Below are 19,190 nucleotides of genomic sequence, written 5' to 3' on the forward strand. Positions count from 1 at the left end.
AATCGGAAGGACGAACACAGTGGCTGTAGTGGCTCTGTCACCGCAAGCAAGGGCCGACGCGATCGACGCGCTGGCCGACGGACGGGAACTGGACGTCCTGGTGATCGGTGGCGGGGTGGTCGGCACCGGCTCGGCGCTCGACGCCGCCACCCGCGGCCTGACCACCGGACTGCTGGAGGCCCGCGACTTCGCGAGCGGCACCTCCAGCAGGTCCAGCAAGCTGATCCACGGCGGCCTGCGCTACCTGGAGATGCTCGACTTCCGGCTCGTGCACGAGGCGCTGCAGGAGCGCGGTCTGCTCCTGCAGCGCCTGGCGCCGCACCTGGTGAAGCCGGTTCCGTTCCTGTACCCGCTGCAGCACCGCTGGTGGGAGCGGTTCTACGCCGGCGCCGGCGTCGCGCTGTACGACGGGATGGCGGTCAGCTCCGGCCTCGGCGCCGGGCTGCCCATCCACCGGCACCTGACCCGGCGCGGCGCGATGCGGCTGGTCCCGTCGCTGAAGAAGTCCGCGCTGGTCGGCGCGTTGCAGTACTACGACGCGCAGGTCGACGACGCGCGACACACGATGGAACTCGCCCGGACCGCGGCGTCGTACGGCGCGCTGGTCGCGAACCGGGTGAAGGTGACCGGTTTCCTGCGGCAGGGCGAGCGGGTGACCGGCGTCCAGGCGAAGGACCTGGAGAGCGGCCGTGAGTTCGAGGTCCGGGCGAAGCAGGTCGTGAACGCGACCGGCGTCTGGACCGACGACACGCAGGCGCTGGTGGGGGAGCGCGGGCAGTACCACGTCCGCGCGTCGAAGGGCATCCACCTCGTCGTACCCAAGGACCGGATCCAGTCCAGCACCGGGATGATCCTGCGCACCGAGAAGTCCGTGCTGTTCATCATCCCGTGGGGCCGGCACTGGCTGATCGGCACCACGGACACCGACTGGCACCTGGACAAGGCGCACCCGGCCGCGACCAGCAAGGACATCGAGTACCTGCTGGACCACGTGAACGCCGTGCTCACCACGCCGTTGACCCGCGAGGACGTGGAGGGCGTGTACGCCGGTCTGCGGCCGCTGCTCGCGGGCGAGTCGGAGAGCACGTCGAAGCTGTCCCGCGAGCACGTCGTCGCGCACGCGGCGCCGGGCCTCGTGGTGGTTGCCGGCGGCAAGTACACGACGTACCGGGTGATGGCCAAGGACGCGATCGACGCGGCCGCGGACGCGCTCGACGGGCGGGTGCCGCGCAGTGTCACGAAGAACATCCCGCTGGTCGGCGCCGACGGTTACCAGGCGCTGTGGAACCAGCGGCAGCTGATCGCGCAGCGGTCCGGGTTGCACGTGGCCCGGATCGAGCACCTGCTGAACCGCTACGGCGCCCTGATCGACGAGGTGCTCGAACTCGTCGCCGAGGACCCGTCGCTCGGCGAGCAGCTGCCGGGCACGCAGGACTACCTGAAGGCCGAGATCGTGTACGGCGCCAAGGCCGAGGGGGCGCGTCATCTGGACGACATCCTGGCCCGGCGGACCCGGATCTCGATCGAGGCCTGGGACCGTGGGGTCGGCGCCGCCGAGGCCGCCGCCCGGCTGGTCGCGCCGATCCTCGGCTGGGACGAGGCGACGATCGACCGCGAGGTGTCGTTCTACCTCAAGCGCGTCCAGTCCGAGCGCGACTCCCAGGACCAGCCCGACGACGAGTCCGCCGACAAGGTCCGCCTCGAGGCCCCGGACATCGTCTCACCCGCCTGACGTCTGGACGCCGCCGTCCCTCCCGTGCCTTACTCGGACCGGGAGGGACGACACAGCAGCTACCTGTTCCGCGGCCGGAGTCAGCCCACCGTCACGGTGTAGTGGGCGCCGTCGTCGGTGAACTCGTAGTTGCCGGGGCCGGTGATCTGGCGCTGGCCCAGGTTGTCGTCGTCGTCCGGGAAGTCGCCCTCGCGCATCACCAGCACCTTGCCCTGCTCGACGGTCACGTTGGCGATGTCCTTGCTGTCGCCCTTGACGAACTGGATCGACTCCATCACGGTGCCGCCGTCCACCTGCAGGTAGATGTCGTCGGCTCCGGTGTTGTCCTCCTGCTCGTGGCAGGTGATGTGCGTGACGTGCAGCGTCTGCGCGTTCGCGGTGAGCGGTGCGACGGCGAGCGTCGACACCCCGAGGGCGGCCGCGGCGAAGATCCGGCGAGCTGTGGACATGAGACTTTCTCCTCCCGAGTTCGGTACTGCTTCCGACACCAGGAAGGTAGGCGCGGGGTATATCAAGCGTTTGACAGCGACATCACGGCTGCCGCTCTTCGGCCGTGCCCGAAAGGCTTGCTACAGCTCGTGTTCCTCGGTGCGGATCCAGTTGAAGGTGCGCTGGACGGCGGCCTGCCAGTTCGCGTACTCCGTCGCGCGGCGGGCCGGATCCATGTGCGGCACCCACTGGCCGGCGCGGTGCCAGTTGCTGCGCAGCCCCTCCAGATCGGGCCAGTACCCGACCGCGAGCCCGGCGGCGTACGCAGCACCGAGCGACACCGTCTCGGTCACCATCGGCCGGACCACACGGACGTCGAGCAGGTCGGCCAGGAACTGCATCAGCAGGTTGTTGGCCGTCATCCCGCCGTCGACCTTCAACGCGGTCAGCGCGATCCCGGAATCCGCGTTCATCGCGTCGACCACCTCGAGCGTCTGGAACCCGGTCGCCTCGAGGACCGCCCGGGCCAGATGACCCTTGGTGATGTAGCCGGTCAGCCCGGCGATCACCCCGCGCGCCTCGCTGCGCCAGTGCGGTGCGAACAGCCCGGAGAACGCGGGCACGATGTACGCGCCGCCGTTGTCCTCGACCGTCCGCGCCAGCGTCTCGATCTCGGCCGCGGTATGGATCATGCCGAGCCCGTCGCGGAACCACTGCACGAGCGACCCGGTGACCGCCATCGAGCCTTCGAGCGCGTACGACGCGGGCTGGTCGCCGATCCGGTACGCCACGGTCGTCAGCATCCCGTGCTTGGACCGGACGATCTCCGGCCCGGTGTTCATCAGCAGGAAGGACCCCGTGCCGTACGTGCACTTCGCCTCGCCGGCGCTGAAGCAGGTCTGGCCGAACAGCGCCGCCTGCTGGTCGCCGAGCGCGGCGCCGATCCGGACCCCGGGCAGGACTTCGGTCGCGGTCGCGAGCACCCCGGACGACGGGCGGATCTCGGGCAGGATCGCCCGCGGTACGTCGAACGCCTCGAGCAGTTGGTCGTCCCAGTCGAGGGCCTCGATGTTCATCAGCATCGTCCGGCTGGCGTTGGTGACGTCGGTGACGTGCTGGGCGTCCCCGCCCGGACCGCCGGTGAAGTTCCAGATCAGCCAGGTCTCCATGGTGCCGAACAGGATCTCGCCGCGCTCGGCCCGCTGCCGCAGCCCGGGAGTGTGGTCGAGCATCCACCGGATCCGCGGCGCGGAGAAGTACGTCGTCAACGGCAGGCCGCACAGATCCGCGAACCGGTCCGGGCCCTCCTCGCCCGCCAGTTCGGTGACGAGCCGGTCGGTCCGGGTGTCCTGCCAGACCACGGCGTGACCGATCGGCCGCCCGGTCCGGCGGTCCCACAGCAGGCTGGTCTCGCGCTGGTTGGTGATGCCGATGGCAACGACCTGGGACGGCGCCGCGCCGATCTGCCGGATCGCCGCCGGCACCACGCGGGTCACGTTCCGCCAGATCTCCTCGGCGTCGTGCTCGACCCATCCCGGCCGCGGGAACAGCTGCCGATGCTCCCGCTGCGCCACCGACACCAACCGCCCGCGCCGGTCGAACAGGATGCACCGGCTCGAGTTCGTCCCCTGGTCCACTGCCGCCACGTACTGCTCAGCCATCCCCCCACCCCTCATTCACCCGGCCGCCCCCGGTCATGTGTCGTCGCGGAGATCGCGGGCGATCGCGTCGGCGGTGGCGCGGACCATGCTGATCAGGTCGCCGCGGTGCCGCAGCCGGCTGTCGCAGATCCGTTCCACCCGGCCGGCCAGGCCGACCGCTCCGACGACCAGCCCGCCGAGACCCCGGATCGGCGCCGCGATACTCGCCAGCTCGACGGTGTGCTCCTCGAACTCGGTCGCCCAGCCACGCGCCCGGACCGCCGCGAGCTCCTCGGCCAGCCGCGCCGGGTCGGTGATCGTCCGGGTGGTGAACGCCTCGAGTTTCCGCGGCCGTGCCGCGCCGCTCGCGTCGAACGCGAGCACCGCCTTGCCGAGCGCGGTCGCGTGCGGCGGCAGCGTCGTACCGACGTCGAGGTCCTGGTCGCTGTCATCGGGGCGGAACACATGGTGCACGACCTCGACCTTGCCCTCGACGAGGCGGCCCACCCGGACCACCTCACCGCTGCGCGACGCCAGCGAATCGGCCCAGTTGATCGCGCGGCTGCGCAGCTCGTTCGGGTCCAGGTAGCTCTCACCGAGACGCCCGAAGGCGTCGCTCAGGTGGTAGTGCGCGCCGCTGTGGTCCTGGTCGACGAAGCCGACCTGGTGCAGCGTGCGGAGGATCCCGTGCACGGTCGGCTTCGCGAGCCCGAGCGCGTTGCCCAGATCGGCGACCCCCAGCCCGTCAGGCGCGGCGGCGAGCAGTCGCAGCACCGCCGCGGCCCGCTCGATCGACTGTACGGTCCCCGGCACACCGGCAGGCTACCTGTGAATCACTGGTCTGGCTCCACCTCGAGCGTCACGCCACGTGTCATCCCGCGGTCATTCCGACGCGATGGCCCGCAGCACGTCGAGGCGCGCAGCACGGCGTGACGGCCAGACAGCGGCGAGTACGCCGAACACCATCGCGACCGCGGCCGCGAGCACGAGCTGCAGCACCGGGATGTCGCGGACGGCGAGCCCGTCGTCGACCATCGCCGCCTGCACCGAGGCCGCGAACGTCACGCCGATCGCCAGCCCGAGCAGCGCCCCGAACAGCGTGATCGCGATCGACTCGACCCGGAGCATCCGGCCGAGCTGCGGCCGGTCCATCCCGATCGCGCGCAGCAGCCCGATCTCCCGGGTCCGCTCGACGACGCCGAGCGCGAGCGTGTTCACGATGCCGAGCAGCGCGATCAGGATCGCCATCGCGAGCAGGAACCCGACCGCGGCCAGGACGCCGTTCACGGGCTCCCGTGCGACCGCGGCGTACGCCTGCTGGTCGCGGACCTGGAGCGCCGGGTAGTCCGTCCGCAGCTGGTCGAGGATCGCGGTCCGGACCTGCGCCACCTGGTTGCCGTCGGCAACCCCGACGTACAGCAGGTTGTCGCTCGGCGACCCGCCGAGCGTCTCGTACGTGGACAGTGACACGACGACCGCGTTCAGTTGCCGGTTCGGCGCCAGGATCCCGCCGACGGTCAGGGTGCGGGTGCCGCTCGTGGTCTTCAGGGCGAAGGTCTTGCCCACCGTGAGCTGGAGGGTCTTGGCGAGGTTGCGGGGGAGGAGCACCTGGCCGGCGTCGAGCGCCGCGGCCGAGCCGGCGTCGAAGTGCGTGGTGACGGGCCCGGCCAGCGTGCCGTCGCTGACCCCGCTGATCCGGACACTCGTCTTGCCGACCTCGCCCGTCTGCTGGCGGACCCGGTGTACGGAGCTGACTCCCGGGACCTTCGCGGCCCGGTCGCCGACCTCCGTGCTGAAGCTGGGCGCGCCGTCGTTGCTGATCAGGATGTCGGCGGTGCCGAGCGCCTCGACGATGCTCCGGTCGATCGAGGCCTTCACCGAGGCTCCGATCACCAGCAGGCCGGAGATCAGCGAGACCGAGATCATCAGCGCCGCCGCGGTCGCCGACGTACGGCGCGGGTTCCGCTCGGCATTGCGGCGCCCGAGCGTGATCGGCGCCTGACGGCCGAACGGGTACATCAGCGCGCGGACGACGTACCGGCTGACCAGCGGGCTGAGCATCACGATCGCGAGCACCGCGGTGCCGGTGCCGAGCGTGATCAGGACGGCGCCGGGGAGCCCGCCGGCGTTCACGCCGATGGCGTAGAACATGACGGCCATCAGGAGCATGAACGCGCCGATCAGGACCCGGACGAGCAGCGAGCGCTCCGGGATCCGGACGTCGTCGCGCATCGCCGCGACCGGAGGCAGCTTGCCCGCCCGGCGCGCGGCCGGAGCGGCGGCGGCCATCGTGACGCCGATGCCGATCACGTAACAGGCGATGATCGTGGTCGGGGTCACCTGCAGCGCCGCCGTCGGGATCCGCAGCTCGAGCCGCTCGTAGAAGAACCGGATCCCGACCGCCACGCCGATGCCGATCAGCAGTCCGAGCGTGGCGCCGACGAAGCCGATCACGGCGCTCTCGGCCAGGATCGTGCCGGTGATCTGGCCGCGGGACGCGCCGATCGCGCGCAGCATCGCGAGCTCCCGGGAGCGCTGCGCGACCACCATCGCGAACGTGTTGACGATCAGGAACGTGCCGACGAACAGCGCGAGGAACGCGAACAGCAGCAGCACCGTGCCGAACCCGCCGAAGGTGTTGTCGAGGTCGTGCTCGCCGTCGGCGGTGACCTGCTTCGCCGTCCGGACCTGCACCGAGTCGCCGACGGCCTTGGCGATCGCCTGGCTGACCGTGCCGGGGTCGGCCCCGGGCTGGACCGAGGCGGTGATCGACGTCCAGCCTGGTCTCCCGAGCAGCAAGAGCTGGGCCGTCGCGCCGTCGAAGCTGACCAGCGGAGCACCGGCCGCCGCGCCGGCCTGGGCGGGTGTGGTGGTCGCGGTGAGCGTCGCGGTGACGGCCCGGGTCGGCGTGACGATCCGGACCTGGTCGCCGAGTGAGTAGCCGGCGCGGTCCGCGGTGGACTCGTCGAGTGCGAGCTGGTCGCTGCCGGACGGCGGCACGCCGGTGAGCACCTTGAACGGCGCGTTCTGCGGGTCACGTGGCCAGTTCGCGCCGAAGGACGAGAGGCCGTAGTTCTGCAGCAGCTTGCCGTCCGGGCCGAGGATCTGGACGTTGCTGATCATCAACTGCGGGGCGGCGTCCCGGACCCCGGGAACGGCACGGACGCGATCGACGACGTCGGACTGGAAGATCGCCGGGCGGTCCGTGCCGGTCTCGATCGGCGACGCGGGCGTCACGGTGATGTCCGCCGTACTGACCTGGAAGTTCTTCTTCAGCGCGGTCGAGAGGGTGTCGGTGAACACCATCGCGCCACCCGCGAACGCGACGCCGAGCGTGACGGCGAGCGTGCACAGCACGAAGCGGACCCGGTGCGCGAGGACCGAGCGGATGCCGAGCTTGAACATCAGCCGGCCAGCTCGCCCGCGGCGCTGCCGGTCCTGTCGGTCGTGTCGCCGTGTTCCTGCTCGAGGTCGAGTTCCTTCATGGTGTCGAGCACCGACTCCGCGGTCGGGTCGACCAGCTCGGACCGCAACCGGCCGTCGGCCAGGAACAGCACGCGATCGGCGTACGACGCCGCGCTCGGGTCGTGGGTGACCATCACGACGGTCTGCTGGAAGTCCCGCACGGAGCGGTGCAGGAAACCGAGGACGTCACCGGACGCCCGCGAGTCGAGGTTGCCGGTCGGCTCGTCGGCGAACACGACGTCCGGCCGGGAGACGAGCGCGCGGGCGCAGGCGACCCGCTGCTGCTGACCCCCGGACAGCTCCGACGGCTTGTGCCGGAGGCGGTCCATCAGACCGACCGTGTCGACGACCGTGGTCAGCCAGTCCTGGTCGGGTTTGCGACCGGCGAGATCGAGGGGGAGCGTGATGTTCTCCAGCGCGGACAGCGTCGGGACCAGGTTGAACGCCTGGAACACGAACCCGATCCGGTCGCGGCGCAGATGGGTGAGCTGCTTGTCCGGCAGCGTGGTCAGGTCGACGTCACCGAGGAACACCTTCCCGTCGGTGGGCTTGTCGAGGCCGGCCAGACAGTGCAGCAGGGTCGACTTGCCGGAGCCGGACGGGCCCATGATCGCGGTGAACCGGCCCTTCCCGAAGTCCGCGCTCACACCGGCCAGTGCGTCCACCTGCGTCAGGCCACCGCCGTACCGCTTCCAGACGTCGGCCGCCCGCACCGCCACATCACCCACACTCATGCGACGAACCGTATCGACCCAGGGTTCCTCTGCCGGGGTGCAGGTGCTGCCTAGGCCCTGTCTGGTAATCCACCGCCTACTGCGGGGCACTCGGCACGGCACCTCGCCGCACTGGAGCAAAGACCACGATGGATCCGCATGGAGACCTTCGCTCCAGCACGCCGAGGCACCGCACCGAGCACCTCCTCGCGACGGCGCTGGATCACCAGACAGGACCTAGCCGTCGACTGTGATCAGGTCTATGCCTGCCGACTCGGCCGCGACCTCTTCGACGGAGCGGGTCGGCAGCGGCGGCGGTGTGCCGCCCCACGCCGGACACAGCGGCTTGTGGTCGCACCAGTCACACAGGGGGCCGGGGCTGGGTCGCCAGTCGCCGGAGTCGAGGGCGCGGGTGATGGCGACCCACAGCGCGGAGACCTTGCGCTCGCAGGCCCGCAGATCGGCCTCGTCCGGGACGTAGCGGACGATCTCGCCGTTGCCCAGGTAGACCAGCTGCAGCATCGCCGGCACCACACCGCGCAGCTTCCACAGCACCAGTGCGTAAAACTTCATCTGGAACAGCGCCTTCGCCTCGAAGAACTCCGACGGCGAGCGACCGGTCTTGTAGTCGACCACCCGGATCTCGCCGGTCGGAGCCACGTCGAGGCGGTCCACATACCCCCGCAGCACCAGCCCGGAGTCCAGCGCGGTCTCGACATACAGCTCGCGCTCGGCGGGCTCCAGCGCATTCGGATCCTCGAGCGTGAAGTACTTCCCGAGGAGCTCGTGCGCCTCGGCCAGCCACTTGGCCAGCTCCTCGCCGCCGGCATCCTCGGCGAACAGCTCCGCGACCTCCGGCTCGGCCTCCAGCAGGCGCTGCCACTGTGGCTCGAGCATCTGCGCCGCCTGCTCCAGCGTCCGCTCGCCGCGCGGCAGGTCGAACAGCCGCTCCAGCACCGCGTGCACGACCGTCCCGCGGACCGCGGCCGGCGACGGCTTCTCCGGCAGCCGGTCGACGACCCGGAACCGGTACTTCAGCGGGCAGCTCATGAAGTCCGCGGCTCGAGAGGGCGACAAGGCGCCCCGCGGGTGCTCATGCGGATCGACAGCAGCTGCAACGCTCATGACCCAAACCCTAGGCACAACCACGGACAGTTCGCCCGCACCCCACTCCGTGCCTGTGGAAAACCGCCTCCCAGCGAACTCCCAGCGAACTCACGGTCCGCCTGCGGCGGGCGTTGCCATGCTCGGAACATGACGCCACCGACGCAGCCTCCTCCGAACCACGACCGCGGTCTCGAGTACGACCTGGCGACCCTGCACCGCCGCCGTTTCCTCGGCCTGTTCACCGCGGCCGGCCTCGCCGCCGTCGCCGGCTGCTCGGCCGACCAGCCGACGGCCGGCACACAGAGCAGCACATCGACCAGCACATCGGCCAGCACCTCCCCGTCCGCCACGTCCGGTTCGACGACGAGCGCCGCCACGGACGTCGACGAGATCCCGCAGGAGACCGGCGGACCGTACCCGGGCGACGGCTCCAACGGCCCGAACGTCCTCACCCAGTCCGGCATCGTACGCAGCGACATCACCAAGTCCTTCGGCTCCGCGTCCGGCGTGGCCACCGGCGTACCGCTGTCCGTCGAACTCACCGTCGTCGATGCCGACCAGGACAAGGCCCTCGAAGGTGCGGCCGTCTACCTGTGGCACTGCGACGCCCAGGGGCGGTACTCGCTCTACTCCGACGGCGTGACCGAGGAGAACTACCTCCGCGGCGTCCAGTCGGCCGACGCATCAGGCAAGGTCACCTTCACCACGATCTTCCCGGCCGCGTACACGGGCCGCTGGCCACACATCCACTTCGAGGTCTACGCGAGCGCCGACGAGGCGACCAAGGCCGGCCAGATCACCCGCACCTCACAGCTCGCACTCCCGAAGGACGTCTGCAGCACGGTCTACGCCACCGACGGGTACGACGGGAGCGCGCAGAACCTCGGCCGGACCTCGCTGGACAACGACAACGTGTTCGGCGACGACGACGGCGTACATCAGCTCGCGACGGTCACCGGAGACGTCTCCAGCGGGTATGCCGCCGCGCTGACGGTGGGTGTGTAGCGCAGCGTTGACACCGGCCAAGTAGCGTTGGGGTGATGCCAGACTCGCGCGAATCCCAGAACCCCGCCCAGCCGGCCGGTCCGCCACCGCCCGGAACGTGGGTACTGGGTCGCGTCCGCGGCATCCGGCTGACCATGCGCTTCACCTGGCTGCCGGTGGCGATGCTGCTCGCGATCGGCTTCGCCGCGATCATCGGCCAGCAGTTCCCGGAGCTCGGCGGCTGGCGGTACGTGGCCGCGTTCGCGTTCGTCGTCGCGTTCACGGTCTCGATCCTGGTCCACGAGCTGGCGCACGCGCTGATGGCGATGAAGTTCGGCATCCCGGTGTCCGAGATCAACCTCGGCTTTTTCGCGGCCGGCACGCACATCGAGGGCGAGCGGAAGTCGCCGCTGGAGGAGTTCGCCGTCTCGGTCGTCGGGCCGATCGCGTCGCTGATCGTCGGCGGGCTGGCCTACCTCGGCTCCCGCGCCGTCGACGAGGGCGTCGGGTACGTCGCGCTGTGGGAGCTCGGCATCGCGAACCTGATCGTCGGCGTCACGAACCTGCTCCCCGGCCTGCCGCTGGACGGCGGCTGGGTGCTGCGGGCGATCGTCTGGAAGCTCACCGGCAACATGCACACCGGCACCATCGCGGCCGCCTGGGCGGGCCGGCTGCTCGCGATGGGCGTGCTCGTGCTCCCGGTCCTGCTGGAGGAGATCTGGGACCGGCAACCGTCGATGATCGACTTCGTCATCGCGCTGCTCGTCGGGTTCTTCCTCTGGTCCGGATCGACCGCCTCCCTGATGCAGGCCCGGCTGCGGCGCAAACTGCCCGCGCTCCAGGTCCGTACGATGGCCCGGCGCGCGATCGCCGTCCACTCCGGCACGCCGGTGTCCGAGGCCGTCCGGCTGGCGTCCGAGGCGCACGCCGGAGCGGTCGTGGTGATCGACGGCGACGGCAAGCCGCACGCGCTGGTGTCGGAGACCGCGGTTGCCGCGGTGGCCCCGAACCAGCGTCCGTGGACCACGGTCAGCGAGGTCTCCAGCCGGATCGCCGCGGGCCACATCATCGGCGTCAACGACACCGGCGAGGAGATCCTCGCCACACTGCGTGAGCACCCCGCGTCGGAGTACCTGGTGCTCGACGCCGACGGCGGCGTGTACGGCGTCCTCGCGACCTCGGACGTGGAACGCGCCTTCCGCGGCCGCTGATCACACGCTGATTACGCTGATTACTCGGTCGGGGTGACCGAAAGTTAAGGTGAGCGCCTTATGGCTGACTTGCGTGACTTTCCCGACCAGGCGTTCTCCGGCGTCCACCACGGACCGCTGCAGGAGGGCGAGTGGATCACCCTGCAGGACTCCAAGGGCCGCCGGCACTCGGTCAAGCTGGAGCGCGGGAAGATCTTCCACACCACCAAGGGCGGGATCGCGCACGACGACCTGATCGACGGTCCGGACGCGGTCACGATCCGCTCCAAGGGCAACGTCGAGTACCTGGCGCTGCGACCGCTGATGGCCGACTACTCGGTCTCGATGCCGCGCGGCGCCGCGGTGATCTACCCGAAGGACACCGCGCAGATCGTCACGATGGCCGACATCTTCCCGGGCGCGAAGGTGGTCGAGGCGGGCGCCGGTTCCGGCGCGCTCACCACCGCGCTGCTGCGCGCGGTCGGGATCCACGGCCAGGTGATCTCGTTCGAGCGCCGCGAGGACTTCGCCGAGGTCGCGCGGAAGAACGTGACCGGTTTCTTCGGCGGCGAGCACCCGGCCTGGCGGCTGGAGGTGGGCGACCTGGTCGAGAAGCTGAACGAGACCGACGTCGACCGCGTCGTCCTCGACATGCTCGCGCCCTGGGAGTGCGTGGACGCGGTCGCTGAGGCCCTTTCGCCCGGCGGGGTGTTCTGTGCCTACGTGGCCACCACGACGCAGCTGAGCCGCGTTGTGGAGACGCTGAGGGCACACGGGGAGTTCACCGAGCCGCGCGCATGGGAGTCGCTCGTGCGAGACTGGCATGTAGAGGGTCTCGCCGTCCGTCCGGGCCACCGGATGCAAGGACACACGGCCTTCCTGGTCACCGCCCGGAGGATGGCGCACGGGGTGCAGGCACCCCGCAAGAAGCGCCGTCCGGCACCGGGCGCGTACGGCGACGACTACGCCGGCCCGCGCCGCCCCGAGCCGTCGTCCGAAACTTCTGACGACATGCCGTAGGCAACCGACTCATCCGCAACCGACACGTGATGGGATTCAGCTTGCCCGGCGAGGTTTTCTGGGTAAGGTCCATAGGGTCGAGCCCCACATGGTGAGGTGATGATCGTGGCTGGAGACGAGAGTCCTACCGCGGCAGAACTGCGTAACCAGGTCCGGTACCTGGAAGCCGAGGTCGCGGCGTTGCGACGTCGGCTGCTCGAGCACCCGGCTGACAGCCGGTCGCTCGAGAGCAGGCTGTCCGAAACCCAGGCCTCCTTGGCGAGTGTCACCGCTCAGAACGAGCGGCTGGCGGACACGCTGCGGGAGGCGCGAGAGAAGATCATCGCCCTGAAGGAGGAGGTCGACCGGCTGGCGCAACCGCCGTCCGGATTCGGCACCTTCCTCGGACGGAACGAAGACGACACGCTCGACGTGTTCACCGGCGGCCGGAAACTCCGGGTCGCGGCGAGCCCGTCGGTGGACCTGGACGGGCTCAAGCTCGGCCAGGAACTGATGCTGAACGAGGCACTCAACGTCGTCGAGGCCTGCGACTTCGAGGTCGTCGGCGACGTGGTGATGCTGAAGGAGCTGCTCGCCGACGGCGAGCGGGCGCTGGTGATCGCGCAGGCCGACGAGGAGCGCGTGGTGCGGCTCGCGTCGCCGCTGCTCGACACTGCGTTGCGGTCGGGCGACTCGCTGCTGCTGGAGCCCCGCTCCGGCTACGTCTACGAGAAGATCCCGAAGTCCGAGGTCGAGGAGCTGGTGCTCGAAGAGGTCCCGGACATCGACTACACCCAGATCGGTGGCCTGTCCGGCCAGATCGAGCAGATCCGGGACGCCGTCGAGCTGCCGTACCTGCACAAGGACCTGTTCCTGGAGCACGAGCTCAAGCCGCCGAAGGGCGTGCTGCTCTACGGCCCGCCGGGCTGCGGCAAGACGCTGATCGCGAAGGCGGTCGCGAACTCGCTGGCCAAGAAGGTCGCCGAGCGCACCGGGATCGCCGAGCAGAAGTCGTTCTTCCTGAACATCAAGGGTCCGGAGCTGCTGAACAAGTACGTCGGCGAGACCGAGCGGCACATCCGCCTGGTCTTCCAGCGGGCCCGGGAGAAGGCGTCCGAGGGGATGCCGGTGATCGTGTTCTTCGACGAGATGGACTCGCTGTTCCGCACCCGCGGCTCCGGTGTCTCCTCCGACGTCGAGAACACCATCGTCCCGCAGTTGCTGAGCGAGATCGACGGTGTCGAGGGCCTCGAGAACGTCCTCGTGATCGGTGCCTCGAACCGTGAGGACATGATCGACCCGGCGATCCTGCGGCCCGGCCGGCTGGACGTGAAGATCAAGATCGAGCGCCCGGACGCGGAAGCTGCCCGGGACATCTTCTCGAAGTACCTGACCGCCGGGCTCCCGCTGCACGCCGACGACCTGAACGAGTTCGGCGGCGACCGGCAGGGCTGCGTGGACGGGATGATCCAGCGCACCGTCGAGCGGATGTACACCGAGGCCGAGGAGAACCGGTTCCTCGAGGTCACCTACGCGAACGGCGACAAGGAGGTCCTGTACTTCAAGGACTTCAACTCGGGCGCGATGATCCAGAACATCGTCGACCGGGCGAAGAAAATGGCGATCAAGGCCTTCCTCGACGAGAACCAGAAGGGTCTGCGGGTGCAGCACCTGCTGCAGGCGTGCGTGGACGAGTTCAAGGAGAACGAGGACCTCCCGAACACCACGAACCCGGACGACTGGGCCCGGATCTCCGGAAAGAAGGGCGAGCGGATCGTCTACATCCGTACCCTCATCTCCGGCAAGCAGGGCACCGAGCCGGGTCGCTCGATCGACACCGCGACCAACACGGGTCAGTACCTGTAGGACCACACCCGAAACGCCCGGCCGCCTCCGGCAGCCGGGCGTTTCGGCGTCCCGGCCGGTCCCGCGGCATCCTGCGGCGCCGGGTTGCCGTCGAGTCGTGGCGATTGGTTCGCGTCGGGTTCGGCGAGTCGTGGATCGTGGTCGTTCGGCCGAGCCAAATGCCACGACTCGGCGAACGGCCGGCGGAGCTGTGTCGGGAGCGGGGTAGGTCTAACACCCGGTGGGATCGGGGGGTTTCCCTGATTGGTGGGGGTGGTGGGCGGAGCTAATTTGCTCGTATGGCGACGGATGAGGTGCGGAAGGATCTGCGGGCCGCGGTCGCGGCGCGGCAGGAGCTGGGGCCGGAGTACGAGGCCGAGATCATCGACAGCTTCCTCGAGAAGCTCGACCGGCGCGACGTCCAGCGCCGCGCCGGGTCGTACGGGTCCTATGACCAGCCCGGGCTGCCGGAGCCGGCGCGACCCGGCCGGCCGAGCCGCGAGCCGGATCCGGGCGGTCTGGCGCTTGCGATCGTGTCGGTGGTGGCCGCGATCCCGATCACCGCGATCATGGCCGGCATGATCGGCCCGTTCGGGGTGGTGATCGGCTGGCTGGGCCTGCTCGGTATCAACTTCGCCCGGACGATGGCGCGCCGCCGCTAGCCGACCGGGATCTGCTTGCCCTGGGCGTCGAAGGCGCGGACCTCGGTCTTGAGACGCTGGCCGACCGTGAACTTCCCGTTGGCTTGGACCTCCGTGTAGGCGAAGCCGCCTTCGACGACGCCCTTGGTCCACGGGCCGCGCCGTCCGTCCAGCACGTAGCGGACTTCGACCGTGGCGACGCTCGGCAGCGCCCGGTAGACGGCCCACGCCTGCAAGGTCGTGCGTGCGTACGTCAAGTTGGCGTCCTCACTGCCGAGGGTCACCAGAGCGCGCTGGTCCGTTGGCTGAGTCTGCCAGTTCTTGTCGGGGACCCGTCCGACCGATGCGACCGATCCGAGCTTCGCGCTCGCCGGTGTGCGTGTCAGGCAGTACCGGTACCCGAGTTTGGCGTCGGAGGGCGCGCCTCCCGTTCCCGGCTTGCGACCGCCGCGGGTCACAGTGGTCTTCGGGGTCGGAGCATTCTTCGTGTTCAGCGCCACTGCCACCAGCGAGGTGCTGTCCCTGGTGATGCCGCGGACGTGGCGGCTCCAGATGATCTGGGCGGGACCGCCCTCTCCCGGGAACTGGCATTCGGTGACGACCTTGGCCAGGTCGCGCTGCGGCACCGCGCCGAGATCGACTCGGACCTTCGCCCCGGCTGAGGCCTGCGGAGTCGACGTGCCGGCCACGCCGGCGTCGTCGGGTGAACCGTTGGTGACGACCAGCGTGCCGGCGACGACGGCCGCGACCGCTCCGACGCCGACCATGGGGGCGGCCCAAGGCCGGGCCGAGCGACGCATGGCGGGCTGCGTCTTGTCCATCAACTGGTTGCGCAGGCGGGCGTGCTCGGCGGCGGTCAGCGGCGGAACGCGCGGCGGTTCGAGATCGGTGTTCATGACAGCTCCTCGGTGAGGTCGACCCGGGTCAGCAGGTCGGGGAAGCGACGACGGGTGCGGTGCAGCCGGGCCTTGACGGTTCCGACCGGTACGCCGAGCGCGTCCGCGGCTTCGGCGGTGGTGAGTCCGGACCAGACGACGAGCTCGAGGGTCTCGCGTTCGTGCCGGGGGAGTTTGGCCACGGCGCGACGGATCACGGACATCCGGCGCTCGTCGTCGAGGCGGCGCGCGACGTCGGCAGCGTGGTCGTCGTCAGGGGGCGGCTCGGGCAGGCGATCGACGAGCTTGCGCAGCCGGTTCGCCGTACGGAACAGGGAGTTGCACTCGTGCCCGGCCACTCGCAGCAGCCAGCCGCGGGCGCTCGGCGCGGTGAGCGGTCCCGGGGGGTTGCGCTGGAAGCGTCGCCAGGTGTTCAGGAACGTCGCCTGGACCACGTCGTCGGCGGCACTCCAGGAGGCGGTCCGCCGGAAGGCGAAGGCACGGACGTCGTCGGCGTACCGGTCGAACAGCTCGCCGAGCGCGAAGTGGTCGCCGACGCGCAGCCGCTGCCACAGCTCCTCGTCCGGTCCTGGATCGAGGCCTCCGGGGCCGGTGGCCATGGACGGCTCCGTATCGTCAGTCAGGGTGATCTTCACACCGGCTAATGACCGGTCGCCGTCCAAATGGTTGCATCACAGCAGCGAGACGATGCCGCGCAGGCCGTTCACCACGTCGTCGGGCAGGTTCAGGCGCAGGCCGCGGTGGACGCCGTACCAGGGCGACAGCCGGGCCCAGTCCTTGGCGCGTTCGACCAGCTCAGGGCCTGGTTGGTAGACCTCGGCCGCGCCGGCGGCGACAGCCTTCGGGGCGCCGTTGAGGACCCAGCACAGGTCCAGCGCAGGGTCGCCGATGACTGCGTCCGTCCAGTCGATGATCCCGGTGACCCTGCCGTCGGTGATCAGGATGTGGTCCGGCCCGAAGTCGGAGTGGATCAAGCAGTTGCGGACGGCGGCGACGCGATCGAGCAGCTCGTGGGCGGCGGCCCGGGCTTCCGTGGGCAGCAACGGCACGATCTGTGTCCGGAACTCGTGCAGCTCGACAGCCTTCGTCGCCGACGCGGTCTCGGCGTCCAGAGCGCCGTACGCGACGGCTTCTGCCGGGTCAACAGCGTGCAACGCCTTCAGGAAGGACCCCAGCTCGCGCCCGAGGGCCTCGTCGCCGCCTGTGAGCGGTGAGCCGGGGAGCAGCAGGTGACGTACGCCGTCCGCGGTCCGCTCGGGGACAGGCACCGGCAGCGGCAGCTGAGGGGCGAGCCAGGGGAGGAGCGTGACCTCGGCGAGCAACCGGGGCCGGACCTCCGGGCGGCGCGGGGATCGATGGATCCACGGGCCGTCGATCCAGGCGTGGCTGTCCCAGCCCTCGAGGATCGTCACACCAGGTCCCGGACGTAGGAACCGAGCAGCCCGACGGTGTCCGGCATGAACGGCCACTCGTCGAACTTCGCGACCAGCTCCGCGGGGGACATCCAGTCGCCCCACTCGACCTCTTCCGGCTGGTGCCGCACCGGGCCGTCCCAGACACACGTGTACAGGTACGCGTGGTACCGCGTGTTCTCGTCGGCGTAGTCGCCCTCCGGCAGCCGCGTCAGCTCCACGCCGGAGATCCCGAGCTCCTCCTCCAGCTCCCGGACGACGGCGTGGAACGGGTCCTCACCCGCCGCGACGACACCACCCGCGGCGAAGTCGTACCGGCCCGGGTAGACGTCCTTCGTGGTGGTCCGCCGGTGCACGTAGATGTCGCCGGCCGGATTCCGGACGACCACGCCGGTCGCGGAGTGTCGCAGGTTGTCGCGGCGCATCACCGATCGTGGCGCCGATCCGGTGACTTGGTTGTCGTCGTCAAGAATCGCCACCAATTCGTCCATGGGCGCAGTCTCACAGGTTATCCCTGTGGACACGGCAACCCATTTCGTCGCCGGTACCGCGTAGGCTCGACTCCATGAGTGTTCGGCGGATCATGGGAACCGAGACCGAGTTCGGGATCTCGGTTCCGGGTCAGCCCGGGGCCAACCCGATGCTGACCTCGAGCCAGGTGGTGAACGGCTACGCCCAGACGCAGCCGCTCGCGCGCAAGACCCGGTGGGACTTCGACGAGGAGCACCCGCTGCGGGACGCGCGCGGCTTCGACCTGAGCCGGGAGGTGGCCGACTCCAGCCAGCTCACCGACGAAGAGACCGGCCTGGCGAACGTGATCCTCACCAACGGCGCCCGGTTGTACGTCGACCACGCCCACCCGGAGTACTCCGCGCCCGAGACCACGAACCCGCGCGACGCGGTGGTGTGGGACAAGGCCGGGGAGCTGGTGATCATGGAGGGCGCGCGGCAGGCCCGCCTGATCCCCGGAGCGCCGCAGCTGAACCTCTACAAGAACAACACCGACAACAAGGGCGCGTCGTACGGCTCGCACGAGAACTACCTGATGCGCCGCTCGACGCCGTTCGCGTCGATCGTGCGGCACCTGACGCCGTTCTTCGTGAGCCGTCAGGTGGTCACCGGCGCCGGGCGGGTCGGGATCGGCCAGGACGGCGCCGCGCACGGGTTTCAGATCAGCCAGCGGGCGGACTACTTCGAGGTCGAGGTCGGCCTGGAGACGACGCTGAAACGGCCGATCATCAACACCCGCGACGAGCCGCACGCGAATCCGGACCGTTACCGCCGCCTGCATGTCATCATCGGCGACGCGAACCTGTCCGAGATCTCGACGTACCTGAAGGTCGGCACGACGTCGCTGGTGCTGGCGATGATCGAGGACGGCTGGCTGACCGACGACCTGGGCGTCGACCGCCCGGTGACCGCGCTGCACGAGGTCAGCCACGACCCGACCTGCACACATCTGCTGACGATGAAGGACGGCCGCAAGCTCACCGCCGTGCAGCTCCAGACGGAATACCTGGAGCAGGCCCGCAAGTACGTCGAGGACAAGTACGGCGACGACGCGGACCGGCAGACCAAGGACGTGCTGCACCGCTGGGAGCAAGTGCTCGACCAGCTCGCGACCGACCCGATGAAGCTGTCCGACCAGCTCGACTGGGTCGCGAAGTACAAACTGCTCCAGTCCTATAGGGACCGCGACGGCCTGGAGTGGGACGACCCGAAGCTGCACCTGGTCGACCTGCAGTACGCCGACCTCCGCCCGGACAAGGGCCTGTATTACAAGTTGGTGAAGTCCGGGCGGATGCAGCGCCTCGTCACCGACGAGGAGATCCGGATGGCCGTCGCGCACCCGCCGACCGACACCCGGGCGTATTTCCGCGGCCGCTGCATGCAGCAGTACGCGCCGCAGGTCGCGGCCGCCTCCTGGGACTCGGTGATCTTCGACCTGCCGGGCAAGGAGTCGCTGCAGCGGATCCCGACGCTGGACCCGCTGCGGGGCACGAAAGCGCATGTCGGGGCACTTCTTGACCAATGCGACACCGCAAGTGACCTGGTTCGCACCATTACTGGGGGTGCCGCCGGGTAGGGTCGCTCTTGAGGGTCGGTTGGGCGGCCCTCCCAGCGGTTCTAGGAGGTG

17 protein-coding genes are annotated in these 19,190 nt (G+C 69.8%); 7 read left to right on the top strand and 10 right to left on the bottom strand.

Annotated elements, in window-relative coordinates:
- Positions 1 to 19 precede the first annotated feature (19 nt).
- The gene (locus tag ABZX12_RS12310; RefSeq protein ID WP_355692438.1) at positions 20 to 1,732 is read left to right on the top strand and encodes a glycerol-3-phosphate dehydrogenase/oxidase; all 1,713 of its coding nucleotides are present in this window, start codon (positions 20 to 22) and stop codon (positions 1,730 to 1,732) included.
- An 80-nt stretch (positions 1,733 to 1,812) separates the two neighbouring features.
- Here the strand turns inward: ABZX12_RS12310 and ABZX12_RS12315 are convergent, their stop codons facing one another.
- The 6 genes from ABZX12_RS12315 to ABZX12_RS12340 form a co-directional block, all read right to left on the bottom strand.
- Positions 1,813 to 2,181 carry a hypothetical protein gene (locus ABZX12_RS12315; protein ID WP_355692439.1) on the bottom strand — a complete coding sequence of 123 codons (369 nt, stop codon included), beginning with the start codon at positions 2,179 to 2,181 and terminating at the stop codon, positions 1,813 to 1,815.
- A gap of 120 nt (positions 2,182 to 2,301) precedes the next feature.
- Positions 2,302 to 3,822 (bottom strand): glycerol kinase GlpK, encoded by a 1,521-nt coding sequence (glpK, locus tag ABZX12_RS12320; protein ID WP_355692441.1) that lies wholly within the window; start codon positions 3,820 to 3,822, stop codon positions 2,302 to 2,304.
- A gap of 33 nt (positions 3,823 to 3,855) precedes the next feature.
- The gene (locus ABZX12_RS12325; RefSeq protein WP_355692443.1) at positions 3,856 to 4,614 is read right to left on the bottom strand and encodes an IclR family transcriptional regulator; all 759 of its coding nucleotides are present in this window, start codon (positions 4,612 to 4,614) and stop codon (positions 3,856 to 3,858) included.
- Positions 4,615 to 4,683: 69 nt separating this feature from the next.
- Positions 4,684 to 7,206 carry an FtsX-like permease family protein gene (locus ABZX12_RS12330; RefSeq protein ID WP_355692445.1) on the bottom strand — a complete coding sequence of 841 codons (2,523 nt, stop codon included), beginning with the start codon at positions 7,204 to 7,206 and terminating at the stop codon, positions 4,684 to 4,686.
- Positions 7,206 to 8,000, bottom strand: a complete 795-nt coding sequence (locus tag ABZX12_RS12335; protein WP_355692447.1) for an ABC transporter ATP-binding protein — start codon at positions 7,998 to 8,000, stop codon at positions 7,206 to 7,208. The genes ABZX12_RS12330 and ABZX12_RS12335 overlap by 1 nt, the downstream gene beginning before the upstream one ends.
- Before the next feature lie 216 nt (positions 8,001 to 8,216).
- Complete coding sequence (locus ABZX12_RS12340; RefSeq protein ID WP_355692448.1) at positions 8,217 to 9,104, bottom strand: PD-(D/E)XK nuclease family protein; 888 nt, start codon at positions 9,102 to 9,104, stop codon at positions 8,217 to 8,219.
- A gap of 129 nt (positions 9,105 to 9,233) precedes the next feature.
- Here ABZX12_RS12340 and ABZX12_RS12345 point away from each other — a divergent pair, with 129 nt between their 5' ends.
- The 5 genes from ABZX12_RS12345 to ABZX12_RS12365 all read left to right on the top strand — a co-directional run bounded on the left by ABZX12_RS12345 (position 9,234) and on the right by ABZX12_RS12365 (position 14,766).
- Positions 9,234 to 10,091, top strand: a complete 858-nt coding sequence (locus ABZX12_RS12345; protein ID WP_355692450.1) for an intradiol ring-cleavage dioxygenase — start codon at positions 9,234 to 9,236, stop codon at positions 10,089 to 10,091.
- A 35-nt stretch (positions 10,092 to 10,126) separates the two neighbouring features.
- Complete coding sequence (locus ABZX12_RS12350; protein WP_355692452.1) at positions 10,127 to 11,281, top strand: M50 family metallopeptidase; 1,155 nt, start codon at positions 10,127 to 10,129, stop codon at positions 11,279 to 11,281.
- A 60-nt stretch (positions 11,282 to 11,341) separates the two neighbouring features.
- A complete protein-coding gene (locus ABZX12_RS12355) occupies positions 11,342 to 12,280 on the top strand; it encodes a tRNA (adenine-N1)-methyltransferase (RefSeq protein WP_355692454.1) in 939 nt (312 codons plus the stop codon).
- Between the two features lie 99 nt (positions 12,281 to 12,379).
- On the top strand, positions 12,380 to 14,125 hold the full coding sequence (gene arc / locus ABZX12_RS12360; protein WP_355692455.1) for a proteasome ATPase: 1,746 nt from the start codon (positions 12,380 to 12,382) through the stop codon (positions 14,123 to 14,125).
- A gap of 278 nt (positions 14,126 to 14,403) precedes the next feature.
- Positions 14,404 to 14,766, top strand: coding sequence for a hypothetical protein (locus ABZX12_RS12365; RefSeq protein ID WP_355692457.1), 363 nt, complete (start codon positions 14,404 to 14,406; stop codon positions 14,764 to 14,766).
- Here the strand turns inward: ABZX12_RS12365 and ABZX12_RS12370 are convergent.
- The 4 genes from ABZX12_RS12370 to ABZX12_RS12385 all read right to left on the bottom strand — a co-directional run bounded on the left by ABZX12_RS12370 (position 14,763) and on the right by ABZX12_RS12385 (position 17,544).
- Complete coding sequence (locus ABZX12_RS12370) at positions 14,763 to 15,641, bottom strand: hypothetical protein (protein WP_355692459.1); 879 nt, start codon at positions 15,639 to 15,641, stop codon at positions 14,763 to 14,765. The genes ABZX12_RS12365 and ABZX12_RS12370 overlap by 4 nt on opposite strands.
- Positions 15,638 to 16,240, bottom strand: a complete 603-nt coding sequence (locus tag ABZX12_RS12375) for an RNA polymerase sigma factor (protein WP_355692460.1) — start codon at positions 16,238 to 16,240, stop codon at positions 15,638 to 15,640. Before ABZX12_RS12375 ends, ABZX12_RS12370 begins: the two co-directional genes overlap by 4 nt.
- 72 nt (positions 16,241 to 16,312) lie before the next feature.
- Entirely contained in the window at positions 16,313 to 17,053 is a 741-nt protein-coding gene (locus ABZX12_RS12380; RefSeq protein ID WP_355692462.1) for a phosphotransferase, read from the bottom strand.
- Positions 17,050 to 17,544: an NUDIX domain-containing protein gene (locus ABZX12_RS12385; protein WP_355692463.1), complete on the bottom strand. Its 495-nt coding sequence runs from the start codon at positions 17,542 to 17,544 to the stop codon at positions 17,050 to 17,052. Before ABZX12_RS12385 ends, ABZX12_RS12380 begins: the two co-directional genes overlap by 4 nt.
- 74 nt (positions 17,545 to 17,618) lie before the next feature.
- Between ABZX12_RS12385 and dop the strand changes: the two genes are divergently transcribed.
- Positions 17,619 to 19,139 (top strand): depupylase/deamidase Dop, encoded by a 1,521-nt coding sequence (gene dop / locus ABZX12_RS12390; RefSeq protein ID WP_355692465.1) that lies wholly within the window; start codon positions 17,619 to 17,621, stop codon positions 19,137 to 19,139.
- Positions 19,140 to 19,190 lie beyond the last annotated feature (51 nt).

The organism is Kribbella sp. NPDC003505 (assembly GCF_040610875.1).
In the GTDB taxonomy this organism is placed as follows: domain Bacteria; phylum Actinomycetota; class Actinomycetes; order Propionibacteriales; family Kribbellaceae; genus Kribbella.